Below are 20,588 nucleotides of genomic sequence, written 5' to 3'. Positions count from 1 at the left end.
CGCCGCCAGCGGCTTCGAGGCCGTGGAGCCGCAGAGGCCCGCATGTGGGCTGCCAGGCAGTTCAAGGACGGTCGAGCGGGCCACTCTTAGGGGCATCGTGAACCGTCGCGACCTCGGTGGGTGTCGAGCTGCAGGCATCATTCCAGGCGCTCACCGTCGTGGAGTAGCTACCGCTATACATGACGGTGTCGCCCTCGGCCGCGAAGACTTCGCCGGTGCGATCATGAACGACGTAGCGAGTGCCGTCTTCTCGGGTGACTCCGATTGCGGTGGGGAAGAGGACGCCCACAGTTATGGCCGCGCCCAAGAAGGTGCAGCCTTCGTCGTCGATGACAAAGTCGCCGCTCACGACGGCAGCATCGCCGCCGTCACCTTCTTCCCACGTGAAAGTGGGGATCTCGAACGTCGTTGACCCTCCTGGCGGCTGCCCAGCGCACCCCGTCACGAGCACCGCGATCGCGAGACCGGCAAGGCCAGCCAGAGCGCGGCGCCCTGTCGGTCACTTGTCCGGCATGCCGGACACAAGCGGCGCGAAGGCCCTCGACCCCTCCCGTCGGCGGTGGTGTCCTGTACCGAACACCCCGCAGCGCGGAACCCCCGAGCAGCCCTCGACCCCAGGAGCCAACGATGACCCTCCCCGGAGCCCGCCCCGTCCGTGCCGCCCGCGGCACGACCCTCAGCGCGAAGTCCTGGCAGACCGAAGCCCCGCTGCGGATGCTCATGAACAACCTCGACCCCGAGGTCGCCGAGCGCCCCGACGACCTGGTCGTCTACGGCGGCACCGGACGCGCCGCCCGCTCCTGGGAGGCCTTCGACGCGATCGTCGAAACCCTCAAGGACCTCGAGGATGACGAGACCCTGCTGGTCCAGTCCGGCAAGCCCGTCGGCGTGCTGCGCACCCACGAGTGGGCCCCGCGCGTGCTGCTGGCCAACTCCAACCTCGTCGGCGACTGGGCGAACTGGCCCGAGTTCCGCAAGCTCGAAGCCGAGGGTCTGATGATGTACGGCCAGATGACCGCCGGTTCCTGGATCTACATCGCCACCCAGGGCATCCTCCAGGGCACTTTCGAGACCTTCGCGGCGATCGCCCAGAAGCGTTTCGGCGGCACCCTGGCCGGCACCATCACCCTCACCGGCGGCTGCGGCGGCATGGGCGGCGCCCAGCCCCTCGCCGTGACCCTCAACGACGGCGTCTGCCTGATCGTGGACGTGGACCGCACCCGGCTCGAGCGCCGTGTCGCCAAGCGTTACTGCCACGAGATCGCCGACGACCTCGATGACGCGATCGCGCGTGCCAACGCCGCCAAGGCCGAGCAGAAGGGCCTCTCGATCGGCATCGTCGGCAACGCCGCCGAGGTCTTCCCGGCTCTGCTCGAGCGCCATCAGGCGGGCGACCTGCAGATCGACATCGTCACCGACCAGACCTCCGCCCACGACCCGCTGAGCTACCTGCCGCTCGAGGTCACCGTCGAGGATTGGAAGGCGGAGTCGGAGGCCGACGAGGAGGGCTTCACCAAGAAGTCCCGCGAGTCCATGGCCCGTCAGGTGCAGGCCATGGTCGGGTTCCAGGATGCCGGCGCCGAGGTGTTCGACTACGGCAACTCGATCCGCGACGAGGCCCGCCACGCCGGCTACGACCGCGCCTTCGAGTTCCCCGGCTTCGTCCCCGCCTACATCCGCCCCCTGTTCTGCGAGGGGCTCGGCCCGTTCCGCTGGGTGGCGCTATCCGGCGATCCCGAGGACATCAAGGTCACCGACGCCGCGCTCAAGGAGCTCTTCCCTGAGAACGAGCACCTGCACCGCTGGCTCGACGCGGCGAACGAGTTCGTCGAGTTCGAGGGCCTGCCCGCCCGCATCTGCTGGCTCGGCTACGGCGAACGGCACAAGGCCGGCATGCTCTTCAACGACCTGGTGCGCGACGGCAAGGTCAAAGCCCCGATCGTCATCGGCCGCGACCACCTCGACTCCGGCTCCGTCGCCTCCCCGTATCGCGAGACCGAAGCCATGCTCGACGGCTCCGACGCGATCGCCGACTGGCCTCTGCTGAACGCCCTCACCGCCACCTCCTCGGGCGCGACCTGGGTCTCGATCCACCACGGCGGCGGTGTCGGCATCGGCCGCTCGATCCACGCCGGCCAGGTGGGCCTCGCCGACGGCACGGACCTCGCCCGCCAGAAGCTCGAGCGCCTGCTGACCAATGACCCCGCCATGGGCGTGCTCCGCCACGTCGACGCTGGCTACTCCCGGGCCGACGACGTCGCCCACGAGCGCGGCGTCCGCGTCCCGATGACCCCCGTGCGCAGGGACTGACCATGAGCAGCACCCTGATCTCCGGCATCAGCGAACTGTGGACTCTAGATCCCGCACTCGACGATCCCGCCCGCTCCGGCAGCGTGACCGACGAGCAGGTCCTCCGTGACGCAGCCCTGGTCATCGAGGCAGGACGCGTCGCCTGGACCGGCCCGGCGGCAGAGGCGCCGGCCGCCGACGACGCCACCGATCTCGAAGGCCGCGCCGTGCTGCCCGGCTGGGTCGACTCCCACTCCCATCTCGTCTTCGACGGCGATCGCGCCGCCGAGTTCGAGGCCAGAATGGCGGGGGAGTCCTACAGCGCCGGCGGCATCGGGGTCACCACCGGGGCCACCCGCACCGCCTCCGACGAGCACCTGCGCGCCCTGGTGCACGGCCGGATCGCGGAGGCCCTCGCGGGCGGCACCACCACACTCGAGACGAAGACCGGCTACGGCCTCACCGTCGAGCACGAGACCCGGGCCGCCGCCCTGCTGTCCTCCCTGATCGCGTCGGGCGAGCTCGACGAGGCCACCTTCCTCGGCGCCCACCTGGTGCCCGCGGAGTTCGACGGCCGGGAGGGCCGGCCCGGGGCCGAGGAGTACGTGGACCTGGTCAGCGGGGAGATGCTCGCCGCCGTCGCCCCGCACGTGCGCTGGATCGATGTCTTCTGCGAGGAGGGCGCCTTCGACCCCGAGCAGTCCGAGCGGGTGCTGCGCGCCGGCGCCGCTGCGGGGCTCGGGCTGCGGGTGCACGGCAACCAGCTGGGCCGTTCCGGCGGGGCGGCGCTGGCTACCGAGCTCGGCGCAGCGAGCGTGGACCACGTCAACCACCTCTCCCCGGCCGATGTCGAGGCGCTCGCCGCCACAGCCGCCCGATCGACCGCGCCGGGGGACCGGCCCGGGCTGCTCGCCGTGGATGCCGGGCCGACGGTCGCGACCGTGCTGCCCGCCTGCGACCTCTCCACCCGTTTGCCGCTCGCTCCGGCCCGCGAGCTGCTGGACGCCGGCGCGACGGTCGCGATCGCCTCGAACTGCAACCCCGGCACCAGTTACACCAGCTCGATGAGCTTCTGCGTCACCACTGCCGTGCTCCAGATGCACCTCTCACTGGCCGAAGCGCTCCACGCCGCCACCCGCGGCGGTGCGCTCGCTCTGCGCCGCACCGACGTCGGCCACCTCGGGATCGGTGCCCGCGCCGATCTGCACGTGCTCGACGCCCCCGCGGCGATCCACCTTGCCTACCGGCCCGGCATGCCGCTCACCCACCAGGTGTGGCGTGCCGGGACCCGACGCGTCTGATCTCCCCGTCGTCCCTGGTCGCCGACCTCCCCGCCCCCGATCGCCGACCCCTCCGTCCCGAAAGGACCCCATGACCATCCCCGCCATCGAGCACCCCACAGTCACCCTCTCCACCGCCGGGCTCACCGCCGCCGACGTCCTCGCCGTGGCCCGCCACCGCGCCCGCGTCGAGCTCGACCCCGATGCTCGCGAACAGGTGGCGTCGGTCCGTGCGCACATCGACGCGCTCGCCGCCGGAGACACCCCCGTCTACGGCGTCTCCACCGGCTTCGGGGCGCTGGCCGACACCTCGATCCCGCCCAGCATGCGCCACGCTCTGCAGCGGTCCCTGATCCGCTCCCACGCAGCCGGCGCCGGGCCTGAGGTCGAGACCGAAGTGGTGCGCGCCCTGATGCTGCTGCGCGCCCGCACCCTCGCCTCCGGCCGCACCGGCGTGCGCCCCGTCGTGGTCGAGACGATCCTCGCGCTGCTGAACGCGCAGATCGCCCCGATCGTCCACGAGTACGGATCCCTCGGATGCTCGGGCGATCTCGCACCGCTGTCCCACTGCGCGATCGTGCTGATGGGTGAGGGCCGCGCCCGGGACCGCGACGGCGTGGAGCGCCCCGTGCCCGAGCTGCTCGCCGAGGCCGGGATCGAGCCCGTGCTGCTCGAGGAGAAGGAGGGCCTCGCGCTGATCAACGGCACCGACGGCATGCTCGGCATGCTGCTGTGGGCGATCGCCGACCTCGACGAGCTGGTGCGCACCGCCGACCTCACCACCGCGATGTCCGTGCAGGGCCTGCGCGGCCGTGACAGCGTGTTCCGCCCCGAGCTGCACGCACCGCTGCGCCCGCATCCCGGCCAGGAGGCGTCGGCCGCGAACATCTTCGCGCTGCTCGAGGGGTCCGCGATCATCGCCGACGTCGCCGCCGAGGGCTCGCGCGTGCAGGACGCCTACTCGCTGCGCTGCGCCCCGCAGGTCGCCGGCGGGGTGCGCGACACCATCGAGCACGCGCGCACCGTCGCCGAGCGGGAGCTCGCCGCCGCGATCGACAACCCGGTCGTGCTCGAGGACGGCACCGTCACCTCCAACGGCAACTTCCACGGCGCCCCGGTCGCCTACGTGCTCGACTTCCTCGCGATCGTCTCCGCGGACCTCGCCTCGATCGCCGAGCGCCGCACCGACCGGATGCTCGACAAGTCCCGCTCCCACGGCCTGCCGCCGTTCCTGGCCGACGACCCCGGTGTCGACTCCGGCTTCATGATCGCCCAGTACACCCAGGCCGGCCTGGTCTCGGACATGAAGCGCCTCGCGGTGCCGGCGAGCGTGGACTCGATCCCTTCCTCCGCGATGCAGGAGGACCATGTCTCGATGGGCTGGCACGCCGCCCGCAAGCTGCGCACCAGCGTGGAGAACCTGCGCCGCGTGCTCGCGATCGAGCTGCTCACCGCCGCCCGCGCGATCGACCTGCGCGGCCCGCTCGCCCCATCGGCCCCGAGCGCCGCCGCGATCGCCGTGCTGCGCCGCACCGTCGAGGGCCCTGGGCCGGACCGCTTCCTGGCCCCGGACATCGCTGAGGCCGAGGCGCGGCTGCTGGACGGGACCGTGCTCGCGGCGGTCGAGGAGGTCATCGGGCAGCTGGCCTGACCGTCGCTGGGCTCGCCGGGCGGCTGGCCTGACCGTCGCGGGCCGGCCGGCAGGACAGCCGGTGTCGGGCCACCCCGACGATCTGCTCCGGACCCGTGACAAGCCGCTGACCAGGCGTCACGCTCAGGGGCATGACCTCCCTGCACTCTCCCTCCGCCCCCCGTCCGCGTGCCTCCCGACCGCCTGCCGCCCCTCTGCCCGCCGCCCCTCTGCCTGCCGCCCGTCCTTCTGCCGCCCACGGCGGTCGTCGACGGGGCCTCCAGCTGCTTCTGGGCGTCGTGGTCTTCCTCGCCGCCGAGATGACGGTGGTGACCGTCGGCGGCCTCACCGCGAGCCCGTGGATGCTGCTGCTCGGAGCGTGCGCGGGCGCCGCCGTCGCGCTCGGCGGCTACCTCCTGATCGTCGGACTGATCGGCGGCCGCCCCGGGCTCGGCCTGCGCGGGCGCGGCAAGCTCGCCGAGCTGGCGGCGGGCCTGGTGCTCGGCACAGCACTGCTGACCCTCGCCGTCGGCCTCATCGCCCTGCTCGGCGGCTACCGTGTCACCGGAATCTCGGCGTCCCCGCAGCTGCTGGCACCGCTCGCGGTCGGTATCGGAGCCGGAGTCATCGAGGAGATCGTGTTCCGTGGCATCCTGCTGCGCGTGCTGGAGTCCTGGTGGGGCAGCTGGGTGGCCCTCGCAATCACGTCGCTCCTGTTCGGACTGATCCATCTGATGAATCCTGGGGCGTCGATCCTGACCGCGCTCCTCCTCGTGGTCGAGGCGGGGGTCCTGCTGGGCGCCGCCTATCTGCTGACCCGTCGGCTGTGGTTCGCCTTCGGCCTCCACATCGCCTGGAACACCGTGCAGGCCGGGATGTTCTCCTCGGCGGTCTCCGGGACGGGGACGCAGCGCGGACTGCTGGTCGCGGAGATGCACGGCCCCACCTGGCTCACCGGCGGGTCGATGGGCATCGAGGGCTCCCTGCTCACCGTGCTCCTGGGTCTCGGGACGGGGATCGTGATGCTGGTCCTCGCCGCCCGCCGGGGTCATCTGCAGGGCCCGGCGAGGAAACGGCGATAGGAGCCGAGCTCGCACGGCGAGGAGAGAGAGTGTGCTCACTCGGGGCGTGATCGGCTGATCCCGCGAGTACCCTGTGACCGGTGTTGCTCAGCGCAGCCCTGCCCCGGTCACTCGGGAAGACAGCCCGTCACACCTGAAGGATTTGCCCCATGGGAGAGCTCCACCTCGGCTTCGAGATCGGCGCGATGGTCGTGCTCTGCGCGATCCTCGTCGCCGATCTGCTGCTGGTCATCAAACGTCCGCACGTCCCCTCCCTGCGGGAGTGCGCGACCTGGATCGGCTTCTATGTGGGCCTGGCGCTCGTCTTCGCGGTGGTCCTCTACTTCGTGGGCGGCATGCAGCCGGCGTCGGAATTCGTCACCGGCTGGCTGCTCGAGTACTCCCTGAGCATCGACAACCTGTTCGTCTTCATCATCATCATGACGAAGTTCTCCGTGCCGCGGAGATACCAGCAGGAAGCGCTGATGGTGGGCATCATCATCGCCCTCATCGCGCGCGGGCTGTTCATCCTGGCGGGCGCCGTGATCATCGAGAACTTCACCGCCGTCTTCTACCTCTTCGGGATCTTCCTGCTGTGGACCGCATGGAAGCAGGCCCAGGGCGAGGAAGAGGGAGGCTCCGACTCCTTCATCATGCGGACGGTGCGGCGCGTGTTCCCCGTCTCCGACGACTACGACGGCAACAAGCTGCGCACGGTCGTGGACGGCAAGAAGCTCTTCACCCCGATGCTGCTGGTGTTCATCACCCTCGGCCTCACCGACGTCATGTTCGCCCTGGATTCGATCCCTGCCATCTTCGGCGTCACCCGGAACCCCTTCCTGGTCTTCACCGCGAACCTGTTCGCCCTGATGGGTCTGCGCCAGCTGTACTTCCTCCTGGGCGGGCTCCTGGACCGCCTCGCCTACCTGCATTACGGGATCGCTGCGATCCTCGGCTTCATCGGTGTGAAGCTGCTGATCCACGCCATCCACGAGGCCCCGCTGGACTTCATCCCCGGCTTCTCCGTGCTGCAGAAGATCCCCGAGGTGCCGATCTGGCTCTCGCTCGCGTTCATCGTGGTGGCCATGGGTGTCGCCGTGGTGGCCTCGGTCATCTTCGCGGGGAAGTCCGAGAAGCATGAGGACACGGAGCGCACGATCACGGAGCACTGAGCCGGATCGCTCGGCGCTGGGCCGGAAGGATCCCCGGCCAGGGATACCGGATCGCGCTCGGGCTTCCCTCCGTCGGGCGCCGGGTCCAGGATGGGGGCATGAGCCCCCGACGAGATCGTGCCCGCACCACCGGTTCCGGCACCACCGGGATCGCTCGGATCGCCGGGACCACCGGGGTCACCGGTATCACCGGCGTCTCTGCAGATACCGGAGGCGACGCGGCGTGCTGGTTGGGCGAGCTGTGCCCGGAGTGCGGCGCCGTGCCCGAGGGGGAGGGCGCGCAGGATCCGACCGTGCCCTGCTGGCGCTGCGGGACGGTGCGCGCGTCCGCTGCGGACGGCGGATGACACTCGACCCTGCCCCGCCCCGGCCCGCCCCACCCCGCCGGGCGGCCACGGTTCGCCGCTCAGGACCTATGCGAGGTGCGATCATCGGTCCTCAGCGCAGAATCGCGGAGCGTCGGGAGCGTCGGGAGCGTCGGGTGGGGCGCGGAATGGCGGGCGCGGGATCACACTGCCGGGGTCGCGAAGCCCCCGTTGGAGTGGAGCAGCTGGCCACGGATCCAGGACCCCTGCGCGGAGACCAGGAAGCACACCAGGTCCGCGACCGTCCCCGGCCCGGCGAGCTCCCCTCCCGGCATCTGCGCGGTGACGGCGGCGCGGATCTCCTCGTCCATCCAGCCGGTGTCGATCGGGCCGGGATTGATCACGTTGGTGCGGATGCCGCGGTCCGCGAGCTCATGCGTTCCCGCCAGCACCAGGCGATCCAGTGCCCCCTTGGTCGCCCCGTAGGGGAGGTTGTGCACTGTGTGGTCGCTGGTCAGTGCGATCACGGCGCCGCCGGACGCGGCAGCGGTCGGCCCGCTCGGCTCGCCCTGCGCGCCCAGCTGGCCCGGCTCGCCCTGCGCACCCAGCGCACCCGGCGCGTTCACTGCGACCTGTTCCGCGAAGGCCTTCAGCAACAGCCAGCTCGCGCGCACATTGACTGCATAGTGCCGGTCGAAGCTCTCCACCGTGGTGTCCAGGAGCGAGGAGTCCACGGACTCGCAGTGGCTCATCACCAGGACCCCCAGCGGCCCCAGCGCTTTGCGGGCACTGCCGATCACCTGCGCAGGCACCTGTGGGTCGGCGAGGTCACCGGGGAGCAGGACGACACGCCTCCCGGCCGCCCGCAGCTCTTCCGCGAGCAGTTCCACATCCGAATCCTCGCCGAGCACTCGCCGGTCGTAGGGGGCGTGGAAGGACAGTGCCAGGTCGAACCCGTCGGCGGCGAGTCCCCGGGCGATCGCGGCGGCGATCCCGCGGCGGCGCCCGACGCCGGTGAGCAGAGCGGTGCGGGGCAGAGCGGCGGCGGTGCCGGAGGCGGGGAAGTGCATGCGGCCGACGGTACGGTGCGGCGGCGGTCTCGGCCACCGGTTTTTCGTGCCCGGAACGGCCCGCCCGGCCAGGTCATCCCTACGTCAGGTCACCGCTCCTCAGGTCACGCCCGCGTCAGGTCAACCCTGCAGCAGGCGACCAGCCGTCTCGGCTCAGTCGCCCGTCTCGTCAGGTCGGTCCCAGACCACGTGGCCGTCTTCGCCCCGCCGTGCTCCGTCGCTCGGCTCATGCTGCCGCTGCTTCCCGTCGGGCATGAGGTCCGCGACCTCGACCTGGTGCTCCATGAGCATCACGTCGGCGATCAGGCGGCGATGGCAGCGCCACCACACCGCCTCCGAGCACATCACAGCGGTGCGGGTGCGCGACACGTCGCCGAGCAGCTCCTCGAGGCCGGCACGGAACTCCTCGCTGCGGGTCCATCCGGCATAGGCGCGGAACTGCTTCACTCGCCACCAGGTGTCTGGGGAGGCGGCATCCTCGTCCTTGGTGAGCCGTCGCCGTCCGCCCAGGCGCTCGTCCCAGCGGTAGCTGATCCCGGCCTCGGTGCAGATCTCCTCGACCGCGCCACGAGCGGCGGCATCGTTGGTGCGGGAGCCGGGGAATCGACGCACGTCCACCAGCTGCTGGATTCCGGCGCCGAGGAGCAGGTCGCTGAGCTCCGTGCGTGAGAGGGTCCCGTGCCCGACGGTGAGCAGAGAAGCAGTCATCTCTCCAGTATTGCGTCCTTCGCACGGGGCGCGGGGCTGCTGGCGAGACCGAGTGGTCGGCGAGGCAGACTGGGCACGTGAACTCTTCCGCAGCGACCAGGCCGATCCGTGCCCCAGGGCCGCGTCGGGCGCTGACGGCGTGCCTGGCGCCGCTGGCTGCCATGACGGCGGCCGTGCTGCTCTCGGTGCTGCTGGGGTGGACGCTGCGGGCTCTGCCCGCGGTGAGTGCGTGGGACCTCTCCCTGGTCGTGGCCGCGAACCACTCGCTGACCGAGAACGCTGGACGTCTCGCGGTCGGTATCGATGTCGCCTTCGGCCCCGCCCTGGCTGCTGCTCTGGTGGCCCTCGCCGCGCTCTTGGCCGGGCTGCTGCACCGCAGTAGGTGGGCCGCGCTCCGGGCTGCGCTGCTGGTCGCCGTGCCCTGGGCGATCGTGGAGCTGATCAAGCTGGTCGTGCGCCGTCCTCGCCCGGACGCGGACCTGCTGCTGCAGCAGCTGGTGCCCGAGCCGCACACCTTCAGCTACCCCAGCGGTCATACCGCCTGCGCCGCTGCCTTCGCCACCGTGCTCGTGCTCGCGCTGCCCGCAGGATGGCAGCGCCGCCTCGCCCTCGTCCCTGCCGTGCTGCTCGTTCTGGCCACGGCCTGGTCCCGGGTCGCGCTCGGCGTCCACCACCCCTCCGATGTCCTCGTCTCGCTGCTGCTGGTGCCGGTGCTGTGCCTGTTCCTTGCCCGGCTGCTGGACCTGCTCCACCCCGCTGCTGATCCTCGCCCTGCGGGCATCGCTGAGGGCGCCATCGAGGGCGTGCCCGGAGGCGTCGGCGTCACCGAAGACGTCGTCGAGGAGGTCACCCGCCGCGGGTGAGCACCTGCTCGGTGGAGCGCAGATCCACCTGCGGCGGGAACAGGCTCATGGTGTGCAGGGCGGGCGGGCCGTTCTCCGCCGCGGAGTGGGCCACGGCGTCGGTGACCACGGTCAGGCGCACCCCGGCATCGGCCGCAGGGAGCACCGTGGAGATCACGCAGCAGTCCGTGGTCACGCCCGTGACCAGCAGGTGTGTGCGCGGGTTCGCGGGCCAATCCACCCGCTCGGCCAGCTGCGCACCCCATTTGCCGAAGGTCGGCTCGTCGATCGTGGGGTGGGCGGACAGGCCGCGTGCGGCATCGACCAGGTCGTAGCGCGCGTCCTCTGCCGGGACATCCGCGAAGGGCCAGGCCCGGAAGTAGTCGCCCCAGGCGGTCGCCCGGTCGGCGGTGGGCAGCCAGCGCGTGACCAGGGTGCGCTCGGGGCCCACGGCCTCCGCCAGACGGGCGATGTTCTCCATCGCCGCAGGGAAGAACGGCGAGCACCACTGGGAGCGGGGGTCGGCGAAGATCCATTGCGGGTCGACGATCAGCAGCCAGGGCGCCGGGTTCGCCTCAGGGGCAGGGGGCATGGGCAGGATCCTCTCCAGGGCGTGCAGCGGTGCACGAGGCGGGGTCAGAGCAGGTGGGGTCTGAGCACGGGTGGTCAGTGCGGGTGGGGTCAGAATAGTCGGCGCGCTGGCGCGGCCGGAGGGCGGCGAGCACCGCCGGCGCGACCGCGAAGGCCGCCCCGGCCAGGCACAGCACCCCGCCTATCGCCGCCAGCGGAGGCGGCACCTCGCCCAGCAGCAGCCAGGCCAGCACCACGGTGAAGGCGGGCACCAGCAGCGAGGAGGAGCTGAGCAGCCCGGCCCCGGTGTGGGTCAGGGCGTATCCCCACAGCAGGAAGGCGAGCGCGGTGGGGAACGCCCCGAGGTAGATGACGCCGAGCACCGTGCTCACCGGGGCCGCACCCACCTCCGTCACCAGGGCCGGAGCGAAGGGCAGGCAGGCCAGCGCGCCGCTCAGCACGCCGATCACCGTCATCGAGGTGGAGTCGACGTGGACGAGCAGCAGCTTCTGCGCGAGCACGCTGCCCGCGTAGAGCAGCGCAGCCACCAGCCCCAGCACCACTCCGAGCCCGGAGAGATCACCGGTGGAGGCCCCCACCGTGATCAGCACGATCCCGCTGAAGGCGACCAGCACTCCGGCGAGCAGCCGCACGGAGAACCCCTCCCCGAGCAGCAGCCCGGAGGCGACCGCCACGATCAGCGGTGCGAGATTCACCAGCATCGCCGCGGTGGCCGGATCCAGGAACAGCTCCGCGGCGTTGAGCACCACGAGATACACCGAGAACCAGGCCACGCCCCAGCCGATCACCGCCGCCCACAACCGCGCGCTGCGGGGCCAGCGGACCCGGCGCAGGAGCAGCAGCGGCAGCAGCGCGATCGCGGCGGAGCCCACCCGCAGCAGAGCCATCGCGCCGGGGGAGAAGTCGTCCCCGGCCACCCGGATGACCAGGAAGGACGAGGCCCACATCAGCATCACCCCGAGCGCGGCGAGCCACGGCAGGGCGGGATGGGCGGGGGAGGGATGCATGGACCCATCGTGGACCCTGCGGGGCGGGCGCGGCATCCCTGCCCAGGACGGACAGCCCGGCGTCCCGGCTGCCTTACAGCCCGGTTGCCCGGCGTCTAGGCAGTCTTGCAACCCGGCAGTCAGCTCAGCGCTGTTCCTGGCGGCGGATCTTCCCGCGCCGCGCGATGAAGGTCACCACGAAGCCGAGCACCAGCGCCAGCAGCACGCCGATGTTCGAGTACGCCCAGTTGCCGTCCCAGTAGGAGCCGGCCGGGTCCTCCACGTAGGTGCCCAGGCCCAGCGGCTCCAGCAGGTAGCCCTGCCAGTTGTTCCAGGAGGCGGCCTCGGTGAAACCGTTCACGACCAGGCCCCAGCCCAGGATCGAGGCGACCACCATGGTGATGATCGAGGTCCAGTCGAAGGCGCCGTAGCGTCCGGCGGGGTCGAACAGGGCCTTCTCGTCGTAGTCCGCCCGGCGGGTGAGGATGTCGGCGATGAGGATCCCGGCCCAGGCCGCGATCGGCACGCCGAGGGTGATCAGGAAGCTCTGGAACGGCTCGATGAAGCTGGTCGCAAAGAACGCCACCCAGATGGTGCCAGCGGTGAGGATCAGCCCGTCGACCGCGGCGGCGGCCGGGCGGGGGATGCGGATGCCGAGGCTGATGAGGGTGAGACCCGAGGAGTAGATGCCCAGCACCGCGCCGGAGACCAGAGTCAGCACCGCGACGATCCAGAAGGGGATCAGCGCCCACAGCGGCAGGATCGTCACCAACGCGCCGATCGGGTCGCCCTGGATCGCCTTGCTCAGGCCCTCGTCGGACCCTGCCAGCAGCAGCCCGAAGATCACCAGCACCACCGGGGCGGCGGCGCCGCCCACGGTGTTCCACAGCACGATCGAGCCGTCAGACGCAGTGCGCTTCTGGTACCGCGACCAGTCGGCGGCGATGTTGATCCAGCCCAGCCCGAAGCCGGTCATCACCATCACCAGTGCGCCGATCATCGCCTGCGGGGAGCCTGAGGGGGCGGAGAGCACGGCGTCGAGGTCGATGTGGGGGATCGTGAGGATCATGAACAGGATCGTCATCGCGCCGGTCGCCCAGGTCAGGACGGACTGGAGCTTCATGATCGTGTGATAGCCGAGCACGCTCGCACCCACGATCAGAGCGGCGATGAGGATCGCGGCGATCACGGTGACCGCCTTCCCGGAGGCGAGGCCCAGCACATCGAACACGGTCGCGGTGGCGAGCACTGCGGAGATCGCGAGCGAGGTCTCCCAGCCGATCGAGGTCAGCCAGGAGACGATCCCGGGCACCTTCTGCCCGTGCACCCCGAAGGCCGCCCGCGAGAGCACCATCGTCGGGGCGCTGCCACGCTTGCCCGCGATCGCGACCAGCCCGCACAGCAGGAAGCTGATGATGATGCCGATGATCGCCACGACCGTGGCCTGCACGAAGCTGATGCCGAAGCCGAGCAGGTAGGAGCCGTAGCTCATGCCGAACACGGAGACGTTCGCGGCGAACCAGGGCCAGATCAGATCGCGCGGCTTCGCGACGCGTTCGGACTCCGCGATGATCTCGATGCCGGCGGTCTCGATGACGCCGGCGCCGCCGACGGGGGCGGGGCTGCTCTCAGGGGAGGACATGGCTGCTCCGGGGAGGAGGGGTCCGACGGGGTCGGACGACGGGAAGGCGAGGACTGCCGTGAATTCTCCCACGGAAGCGCACGGGACCACCGGTCGCCCGGCGCGGCGGCGGGAACGGGGAACGGGAGCGGGACGGGACGGGGGAGAGGCACGGGGCGGGGAATAGGATGAACGCCGCTCTCAGCCGAAAGGAGTCTCGTGCCCTCAGCCCTCGCTCGGGTCCAGTCCGCAGCCCAGAGGATGGTCAGCCTCGCCCCCGGACGTGTGGACCATGTCCCCGCCTTCCGGATCGCGATCGGACTGGCGATCCCGATGGTCGTGCTGCTGCTGACGGATCGGGTCGACTGGGCGATGTACGTCGGGTTCGGTGCGTTCACGGGCATCTACTCGAAGTACGAGCCCACCCGGCTGCGGTTCCGGCGCCAGTCGCTCGCCGGCGCGATGCTCACCGTCTGCGTGACGATCGGGGCGGCCCTCGCACAGCTCGGCGAGTCGATGTCACCACTCGCGGAGTCCTGGACGGCGCTGCTGGTGGGCGCCGTGATCGCCGGACTGAGCGCCACCTTCGTGCTCGCCCGCGGGCTCAAGCCGGGCGGGGCGATCTTCCCGCTGTTCGCGGTCGCGGCAGTCGCGGCGGCCCCGCCGGCCGCACCGGTCTGGGTCGCCTTCCTGATCGCGGGCTCCTGCGCGAGCCTGTGCGTGGGGCTCGGGCTGCTCGGCCACTGGGCAGGGGAGCGGCACCCGGGGGCGGACGCACACCCGGCGATGGAGACCTGGACCCGGGCGCAGCTGGGCGCAGAGTTCGGCCGCTTCGCGCTGGCCGCCGCCATCGCCGGCGTCCTGGGCCTCGCCTCAGGCCTGCCCTTCCCCTACTGGGCGCAGATCGCGGCGATCGCGCCGCTCGCCGCCCCCGGCCGCACCCTGCAGATCGAGCGCGGCCTGCACCGCGTGATCGGCACAACCCTCGGAGTTGTTACCACCGCCTTCCTGCTGTCCTTCCCCGCCGAGCCGTGGCAGCTGGTGGTGTGGGTGGTGGTGCTGCAGTTCATCGCCGAGCTCTACGTGATGCGCAACTACGCCTTCGCCCTGCTGTTCATCACCCCGCTCGCGCTGCTGATGGTGCAGCTCGCCCACCCCCAGCCGGTGGGGCCGACGCTCGAGGCGCGCGTGGTCGAGACCGCGATCGGCGTCGTGGTCGGCATTGCGATGGTCGTCGCGGCGGCGCTGTGGGACCGACGCTCAGCGCGGCGGAACGCAGCCGTCGAGGGCTGAGGTCCCCAGCTGCCGCTCCCGTCCGCGCATCTGCCGTGCCTCAACCATGCCTCTGCCGCGCCTCAACCGTGCCTCGGCCGCGCCTCGGCCGTGCTTCAGCCGTGCATCGGCGCGCCTCAGCTGCCTGGGGATGCTTCCGGCTCCTCGTCGCCGAGGGCACGGGGGATCATCACGTCGATCACGCTGAGCAGAGTCTCGGCGGAGACGTCCGAGATCTGCAGCTCGTCGTCGGCGGTGGGCTCCTCCCCGAGCGGTCCGTCGTCGAGCACCCGGACCCGGTCGGAGGTGGCCACGATCGTGGCCTGCCGCCCGGCGCCGTCGGTGACCGCCGTGAGGACGGACAGCGACCTGGTGTCGGCCACATCGAACGTGGATCCGGCCTGAGCGCGGGTGGTGGTCTCGGGCTCGCCGTCCTGGTCCGCCGCCTCGAACGGGTCCACGAACTTCCGGATCCGGCGCGGGACCGAGCCCAGGTCCGGGACGCTGAAGTGGTGGAAGCCGTCGACGGAGATGAACTCCTCGAGGATCCCGCTGCGGGGGAAGAGGTAATGGGCGAGGGTCGTCGAGCCGCCGTTGAGCGTGCGAGTCGTGGTGACCATCGCCTCCGGAATGCGGCGCAGGGCGATCACCCCGGCCAGCCGACGGTCCAGCTGCACCGGACGGCGCTCGACGTCTGCCGGTCCGGAGACGACCTTGCCCTCATCCTCGACGCTTTCGGTGCCGGGTCGGACCAGCCCGCGAGCAGTCAGCGAACGCAGTGCGGCAGCGGCTGAGGACGCCTCGTCGACCATGTCCTGACTGAGATACGGACTGCCCAGGATCTCGAGGGCGGAGGCACCGTCGAGCCCCATGATCTCCTCATCGGTGAGGGTGAGGAAGACGTCCGGCTCGGTTTCAGTCGTGGCCAGCACCTCCATCGCACCGAGCATGTCGCGCTCGGTGATGGAGGGCTCGGTGATGGACGGCGCGGAGGGCGGGGTCTTGGCGGATTCGCTCATGCGGGGTCGGCTCCCTGGGGATGGACGGGTCGTCGCAGCGGACGGACCGATTCGGTGGTGCTCATGGGGTGTCGGCGGGCGGGTTCAGGCTCTCACGAAGAGGCTCACCACGGCAGGGCGTCGGCGAGCCCGTCGACGGCATTGGAGACGCCGTCGCTGACGGAGTCCACGACATTGCCCACGCCTTCGGAGACAGCTCCGGCGGTGTCGCCGACGAAGTCCGTCGTGCTGTTCCAGGCGTCCGTGGCTGTCGAGGAGATCGTGTCCCAGTTGTCGTAGACCATCTTGCCAACGTCGGCGAGGGCCGCGCCGCCGGAGATGATCGCGCCGGCCGCGACCAGCGGCCCGCCGATGACCGCACCGACGCCGGTGGCGGACAGTGCACCGCCCGCCAGCATCAGCCCGCCACCGACGGCGCTGGCACCCCCGGTGATCGCACTGAAGGTATCGCCGCTCTTGATCCCCTGGATCATCTGCAATCCGCCCGTGAACACGTCCAGCGCCGGGAGCGCTTTGCCGAGGTAGGGGGCGACGTCGTCGAGGAACGGCGCGACCTTCGAGAGCTTGCCGGCGGCGTCGTCCACCCAGCCGAAGAGGTTCTTGTTCCCGAGGCCAGTGGGGACGTTGAAGGGCAGCTGGCCGATGAGCTTCTTCGCCAGGCCGCTGAACTCAGAGCCGACGCCGTAGACGGAGTCGGTGATGTCCTTGCCGTACTTCCAGGTGCCGGCGGCGAGCTGGAAGATGTCCTCGGCGCCCTTGATGAAGTCCGTGGAGCGGTCGATGACCCGCATGATGTCCCAGACCTTCTTGCCGCTGCTGAAGGCCTTCTGTAGCTTGTTGAACACGCCGATGCCGTCGTTGACACCGCCGAGGAGGCGATCGAGCCAGGAGCCCTCACTCTCGTCGCTGCCCTGACCGCCTCCGCTGCCCTGGCCGCTGCCGGACTCGCCATCGGAGGCCTCGTCCTGCTCCTCGGCGTGGCGCTCGAGCTCGCTGCCATGATGGGTGATCCGCGAGGTGACCTCCTCGAACAGCGCCACGGTGCGGGAGCTCCACTCAGCACGGAAGGAGTCCGCGTCGGGCCCCTGCCAGATGCTCTCGTCCATGACCGCTGGTTCGAGTCGCGCGCGCAGATCGCCGATCGCGGTCGCGCGGTCGCGCAGCAGCGCGGAGTGGTCGCGCAGCTGGCTGGTGTCGGCGCCGTAGAAGCCGCTCATGCCTGTCCCCTCGTGTCCTGGCCGGTACCTGGTGCGGAGGTGCTGTGCGCTCCGTCCGACCCACGTCCCGACCACAGTAGGGCGCGCGCGGCGGATGCACGATGGGGAGGACTCCCCATCGACCCGCCGGGGCGGGAAAACGTGCACGTCGACCCGGCGGACCGTAGGCTCGCACCATGGGGAAGAGACTCGATCGATACCGTGAGGCGGCCGAGCTGCAGAGGTCGGTCCGGGAGGCGCACGGCCAGGACGCCGATGCCGTCATGGCCCAGGCGTACGCTGAGAGCGCGAGCAGCGGCCGGGCAGAGCGGACGTACCGCGAGGCCATGGCCCGCAATCGAGGGTTGCGCTTCCGTGCGGCGGATGGGAATCTGCCGCAGCAGGTGCTGCATCCGGACGAGACGGTTCACGACGTCGCGGTGGGAGCGCTCCGTTCAGACACCTTCCCGCTGCTGATCGTCACCGACCGCAGGATCCTGCACGTGATGGACCGATTCCGCGGCTGGACGATCCTCGAAGAGGCCCCCGCGGCGGAGATCGTGGGCGCGGAGATCGAGAAGCGGCTGCTGTCCGGGAGGTTCCGGGTGCAGGTGCGCCATGGCAAGGACATCACCATGAAGATCAGCGAGTGGACGCGGAGCCAGGAGGTCCTCGGCCTGGTTCAGCGCCTGGCCGCCGGTGGTGCCCCACCGCGCTGAGCCCGTCGGCGCCGCCACCGCGCTGAGCCCGCTCTGCCGCCCGGATCCCGCTGGTCGTGCGCCGCGGAGACCGGTGGGTGGCCGGGCCGTGGTCGCTCCGACCGCGCCGGGTATGGTCCGGAAGCATGTCAGATCCCGTCGCAGATCCTTCGAAGCGCCCTGCCTACACCCACGGCTACGGTGCCGCGGTGCTCGACAGTCACCGTCACCGCACCGCCGAGAACTCCGCCGCCCACCTGCTTCCGCATCTGCGTGAGGGCATGCGCCTGCTGGACGTGGGCAGCGGCGCGGGGACGATCACCGCAGGCCTGGCCCGGATCGTCGGCCCGGAGCACGTGACCGCCCTGGAGGTCACCGAAGATGCTGCCGCTATCACGCGCGCGGAGCTCGAAGCTCAGGGCCTGGGCAGCGTCGAGGTGGTGGTCGGGGACGCGCACGAGCTGCCCTTCGCGGACGACGCCTTCGACGTGGTCCACGCGCATCAGGTCCTCCAGCATGTGCCCGGCCCTGTCCAGGCCCTCGCCGAGTTCCGTCGGGTCACCCGCCCGGGCGGGATCGTCGCGGCGCGCGACAGCGACTACGAGGGCTTCCGCTGGTGGCCCGCCCTGCCGGGGCTGGACCGCTGGCTCGAGCTGTACCTGCGCGCCGCCCGCGCCAACGGCGGCACCCCGGACGCGGGCAGGCGCCTGCTGGCCTGGGCGCGAGAGGCGGGGTTCACTGACGTCTCCGCGAGCACCTCGACATTGCTGTACGCCACGGCATCGCAGCGCGAGATCTGGGCCGCCAGCTGGTCGGGGCGGATCACCTCGCCCCCGTTCGCACGGCAGCTCGAGCGTGAGGGCTGGGCCGATGCGGCCGAACGGGAGCAGATCGCCCAGGAGTTCCAGCGCTGGGCCGCGGATCCCGCCGGCTGGTTCAACCTGCTCCACGCGGAGATCATCGCCCAGGTCTGAGCACGGGCGATGGTGCCCGCCGCGAGTGCCTTCGCGGCACCTGGGCAGAGCCCTCGCGGCACTCGGCAGAGCCCCGCGAGGCTCAGAGCGTGATCAGCACGATCCCGGCCAGCACGATCCCCGCGCCCAGCAGTCGTCTCAGCGGGTCCGGCTCCTTGAACAGCCACCACGCCAGGAGTGACCCCACCACGATGCTCGATTCGCGGGCGGGCGCCACCAGCGACACCGGTGCGGTGCGCATCGCCTCCAGGACCAGCACATAGGCCAGCGGCGACAGCACCGCCACCGTCGCGATCTCCCGCCATCGGGTGCGGAGCACCGGGCGCAGGCGGTCGCGGTGCCGGCGCAGGAGCGTGGGAGTCATCAGCACCACCTGCCACAGGCAGCTGATCACGAAATAGGTGGCCGGTGGCAGGCCGAAGGTGGTCACGCTGATGCTGTCCCACAGGGTGTAGGCGGCGATCGCGACGCCGGTCATCGCGCCCCAGGCCACGCCGGCGCGGACCCCCTGGCGGCCGGTGGCGGTGCGGCCGGTCGCCACCACCACGATCCCGGCGATCACCGTCAGCGCACCGAGGGCTGCCGCCCAGCCCGGACGCTCCCCGAGCACCAGGATCGCAACCACCATGCTCAGCACCGGACCGACCCCGCGGGCGACCGGGTACACGACCCCGAGGTCCGCCCTGGCATAGCCGGTCTGGAGGGTGAGCTGATAGGCGATGTGGAGCACTCCGGAGATCAGCGGCGCGAGCAGCAGGGCGGGGGAGAGCCCGAGGTCCGCCTGGATCAGCGCGTAGATCGCCAGCGGCGCCCACAGCAGCACCGAGGCCAGGTCGTAGCACCACACGAAGGCATAGCCGTCGGTGTCCACGCGCTTGGCCGCGAGGTTCCACAGCGCGTGGCAGAGCGCCGCCGCGAGCACCAGGGCCAGGACGGAGGCGCTCATCGGGGTGCGGGGAGCAGAATGTGCATCGTCACAGTCTCCTGCCTGTGGCCAAGGAGGGGTCGACAGACTCACGACACGACCCTATTGCTGTAAACGAAAACAATCCTCTCTGAAAGGCTTTCGTCATGGCCCTCAGCACCGCCATCCTGCGCGCCGTCCCCGGCGCCTTCATCCTCAACTCGGGCATCGGCAAGCTCGGCATGGATCCGCAGACCGCCGCGCATCTCCAGGCGATGGCCGTCAACGGCATCCCCGCGGTCGAGACGCTCTCCCCGAAGCAGTTCGGGCGGCTCGTCGCGTTCGGCGAGATCGCCGTGGGCTCCTCCCTGCTGCTGCCCTTCGTGCCCACCAAGGTCGCGGGCCTCGCGCTCGCCGGGTTCTCCGGCTCGATGCTCTCGATGTACTTCCGCACCCCGGAGATGACCGAGGCCGATGGCGTGCGTCCCTCGCAGTCCGGGACCCCGCTGGCCAAGGATTCCTGGATGGCGGCGATCGCCCTCGCCCTGATCATCGGCACCGGCAGCGGCTCCCGCGAGGCGAAGAGGGCCGCCAAGCAGGCCGAGAAGCGCGCCGTGAAGCTCGAGTGCGCCCTCGAGAAGCAGGCCGACTGACCCCCGGCCCCGGCCGGGCCCCCGCCCCGCGCCGGCCGGGCCCCCGCCCCGCACCCGCCGGTTGTGCCCGCTGTGCTTCCGTTCCTGGAAGCACAGCGGGCACAACGTTGAGATGGCGAGGGCGCGGGAGAGCGTGAGGTGAGGTGAGGGGAGGTGGAGGGGGATGCTCTGCGGTCGACCCGACGCGGAGGTCCTCCGGAACCTGGAGTGCAAGATCTTGCATCGCGGTGGCGTCAGATGTCCGCCGTCGCCGGATTCTTGCTCACGCTTCTGACCTGCATGAACAATCGGAAATCGGGCAGGTTTGACGGAACCCC

20 protein-coding genes are annotated in these 20,588 nt (G+C 71.0%); 11 read left to right on the top strand and 9 right to left on the bottom strand.

All coding sequences use genetic code 11. The annotated features are described in order from the left end of the window. Positions 1-61: 61 nt before the first annotated feature. Positions 62-349, bottom strand: coding sequence for a hypothetical protein (locus ACT3T9_RS05775; RefSeq protein WP_441446162.1), 288 nt, complete (start codon positions 347-349; stop codon positions 62-64). 278 nt (positions 350-627) lie between these two features. Between ACT3T9_RS05775 and hutU the strand changes: the two genes are divergently transcribed. The 6 genes from hutU to ACT3T9_RS05745 all read left to right on the top strand — a co-directional run bounded on the left by hutU (position 628) and on the right by ACT3T9_RS05745 (position 7,779). Then, entirely contained in the window at positions 628-2,310 is a 1,683-nt protein-coding gene (gene hutU, locus ACT3T9_RS05770) for a urocanate hydratase (protein WP_442332051.1), read from the top strand. A 2-nt stretch (positions 2,311-2,312) separates the two neighbouring features. Beyond that, on the top strand, positions 2,313-3,590 hold the full coding sequence (gene hutI, locus ACT3T9_RS05765) for an imidazolonepropionase (RefSeq protein ID WP_444600752.1): 1,278 nt from the start codon (positions 2,313-2,315) through the stop codon (positions 3,588-3,590). Positions 3,591-3,660: 70 nt separating this feature from the next. Next, the gene (hutH, locus tag ACT3T9_RS05760; protein WP_444606132.1) at positions 3,661-5,220 is read left to right on the top strand and encodes a histidine ammonia-lyase; all 1,560 of its coding nucleotides are present in this window, start codon (positions 3,661-3,663) and stop codon (positions 5,218-5,220) included. Positions 5,221-5,351: 131 nt separating this feature from the next. Further along, entirely contained in the window at positions 5,352-6,281 is a 930-nt protein-coding gene (locus ACT3T9_RS05755; protein WP_444600751.1) for a lysostaphin resistance A-like protein, read from the top strand. A gap of 149 nt (positions 6,282-6,430) precedes the next feature. Beyond that, positions 6,431-7,432, top strand: coding sequence for a TerC family protein (locus tag ACT3T9_RS05750; protein WP_444606131.1), 1,002 nt, complete (start codon positions 6,431-6,433; stop codon positions 7,430-7,432). Positions 7,433-7,530: 98 nt separating this feature from the next. Continuing rightward, positions 7,531-7,779, top strand: a complete 249-nt coding sequence (locus ACT3T9_RS05745; protein ID WP_345075745.1) for a hypothetical protein — start codon at positions 7,531-7,533, stop codon at positions 7,777-7,779. A 161-nt stretch (positions 7,780-7,940) separates the two neighbouring features. Here ACT3T9_RS05745 and ACT3T9_RS05740 read toward each other — a convergent pair whose 3' ends face one another. Both ACT3T9_RS05740 and ACT3T9_RS05735 read right to left on the bottom strand, forming a co-directional pair. Then, positions 7,941-8,807 carry an SDR family oxidoreductase gene (locus tag ACT3T9_RS05740; protein ID WP_444606130.1) on the bottom strand — a complete coding sequence of 289 codons (867 nt, stop codon included), beginning with the start codon at positions 8,805-8,807 and terminating at the stop codon, positions 7,941-7,943. A gap of 153 nt (positions 8,808-8,960) precedes the next feature. Then, entirely contained in the window at positions 8,961-9,515 is a 555-nt protein-coding gene (locus ACT3T9_RS05735) for a DUF488 domain-containing protein (RefSeq protein WP_345075743.1), read from the bottom strand. Between the two features lie 77 nt (positions 9,516-9,592). Between ACT3T9_RS05735 and ACT3T9_RS05730 the strand changes: the two genes are divergently transcribed. After that, entirely contained in the window at positions 9,593-10,378 is a 786-nt protein-coding gene (locus tag ACT3T9_RS05730) for a phosphatase PAP2 family protein (RefSeq protein WP_444606129.1), read from the top strand. On the opposite strand, the gene ACT3T9_RS05725 is transcribed toward ACT3T9_RS05730, so the two are convergent. The 3 genes from ACT3T9_RS05725 to ACT3T9_RS05715 form a co-directional block, all read right to left on the bottom strand. After that, positions 10,362-10,949, bottom strand: a complete 588-nt coding sequence (locus ACT3T9_RS05725) for a cysteine hydrolase family protein (protein WP_444606128.1) — start codon at positions 10,947-10,949, stop codon at positions 10,362-10,364. The genes ACT3T9_RS05730 and ACT3T9_RS05725 overlap by 17 nt on opposite strands. Continuing rightward, complete coding sequence (locus ACT3T9_RS05720; protein ID WP_444606127.1) at positions 10,933-11,955, bottom strand: DMT family transporter; 1,023 nt, start codon at positions 11,953-11,955, stop codon at positions 10,933-10,935. Before ACT3T9_RS05720 ends, ACT3T9_RS05725 begins: the two co-directional genes overlap by 17 nt. A gap of 124 nt (positions 11,956-12,079) precedes the next feature. Then, the gene (locus ACT3T9_RS05715) at positions 12,080-13,576 is read right to left on the bottom strand and encodes a purine-cytosine permease family protein (protein ID WP_444598833.1); all 1,497 of its coding nucleotides are present in this window, start codon (positions 13,574-13,576) and stop codon (positions 12,080-12,082) included. A gap of 198 nt (positions 13,577-13,774) precedes the next feature. On the opposite strand from ACT3T9_RS05715, the gene ACT3T9_RS05710 reads away from it, so the two are divergent. Further along, positions 13,775-14,848 (top strand): FUSC family protein, encoded by a 1,074-nt coding sequence (locus tag ACT3T9_RS05710; RefSeq protein ID WP_444606126.1) that lies wholly within the window; start codon positions 13,775-13,777, stop codon positions 14,846-14,848. A 116-nt stretch (positions 14,849-14,964) separates the two neighbouring features. On the opposite strand, the gene ACT3T9_RS05705 is transcribed toward ACT3T9_RS05710, so the two are convergent. Next, the gene (locus ACT3T9_RS05705) at positions 14,965-15,846 is read right to left on the bottom strand and encodes a hypothetical protein (RefSeq protein WP_444598831.1); all 882 of its coding nucleotides are present in this window, start codon (positions 15,844-15,846) and stop codon (positions 14,965-14,967) included. Positions 15,847-15,950: 104 nt separating this feature from the next. Then, the gene (locus tag ACT3T9_RS05700) at positions 15,951-17,063 is read right to left on the bottom strand and encodes a hypothetical protein (protein WP_444606125.1); all 1,113 of its coding nucleotides are present in this window, start codon (positions 17,061-17,063) and stop codon (positions 15,951-15,953) included. Between the two features lie 176 nt (positions 17,064-17,239). Between ACT3T9_RS05700 and ACT3T9_RS05695 the strand changes: the two genes are divergently transcribed. Together ACT3T9_RS05695 and ACT3T9_RS05690 are read left to right on the top strand one after the other, a co-directional pair. Beyond that, on the top strand, positions 17,240-17,761 hold the full coding sequence (locus tag ACT3T9_RS05695) for a PH domain-containing protein (RefSeq protein WP_444598829.1): 522 nt from the start codon (positions 17,240-17,242) through the stop codon (positions 17,759-17,761). 125 nt (positions 17,762-17,886) lie between these two features. Beyond that, the gene (locus tag ACT3T9_RS05690) at positions 17,887-18,714 is read left to right on the top strand and encodes a methyltransferase domain-containing protein (protein WP_444606124.1); all 828 of its coding nucleotides are present in this window, start codon (positions 17,887-17,889) and stop codon (positions 18,712-18,714) included. Between the two features lie 82 nt (positions 18,715-18,796). Here ACT3T9_RS05690 and ACT3T9_RS05685 read toward each other — a convergent pair whose 3' ends face one another. After that, positions 18,797-19,660: a DMT family transporter gene (locus ACT3T9_RS05685; protein ID WP_444598827.1), complete on the bottom strand. Its 864-nt coding sequence runs from the start codon at positions 19,658-19,660 to the stop codon at positions 18,797-18,799. A gap of 125 nt (positions 19,661-19,785) precedes the next feature. Between ACT3T9_RS05685 and ACT3T9_RS05680 the strand changes: the two genes are divergently transcribed. After that, on the top strand, positions 19,786-20,271 hold the full coding sequence (locus tag ACT3T9_RS05680) for a hypothetical protein (protein WP_444606123.1): 486 nt from the start codon (positions 19,786-19,788) through the stop codon (positions 20,269-20,271). Positions 20,272-20,588: the final 317 nt, after the last annotated feature.

The sequence above is a fragment of the Brachybacterium sp. AOP29-B2-41 genome (genome assembly GCF_052378395.1).
GTDB lineage: Bacteria > Actinomycetota > Actinomycetes > Actinomycetales > Dermabacteraceae > Brachybacterium.
Note: the sequence above shows the minus strand (reverse complement) of the source record. Positions and strands in the feature narration are given on the sequence as shown.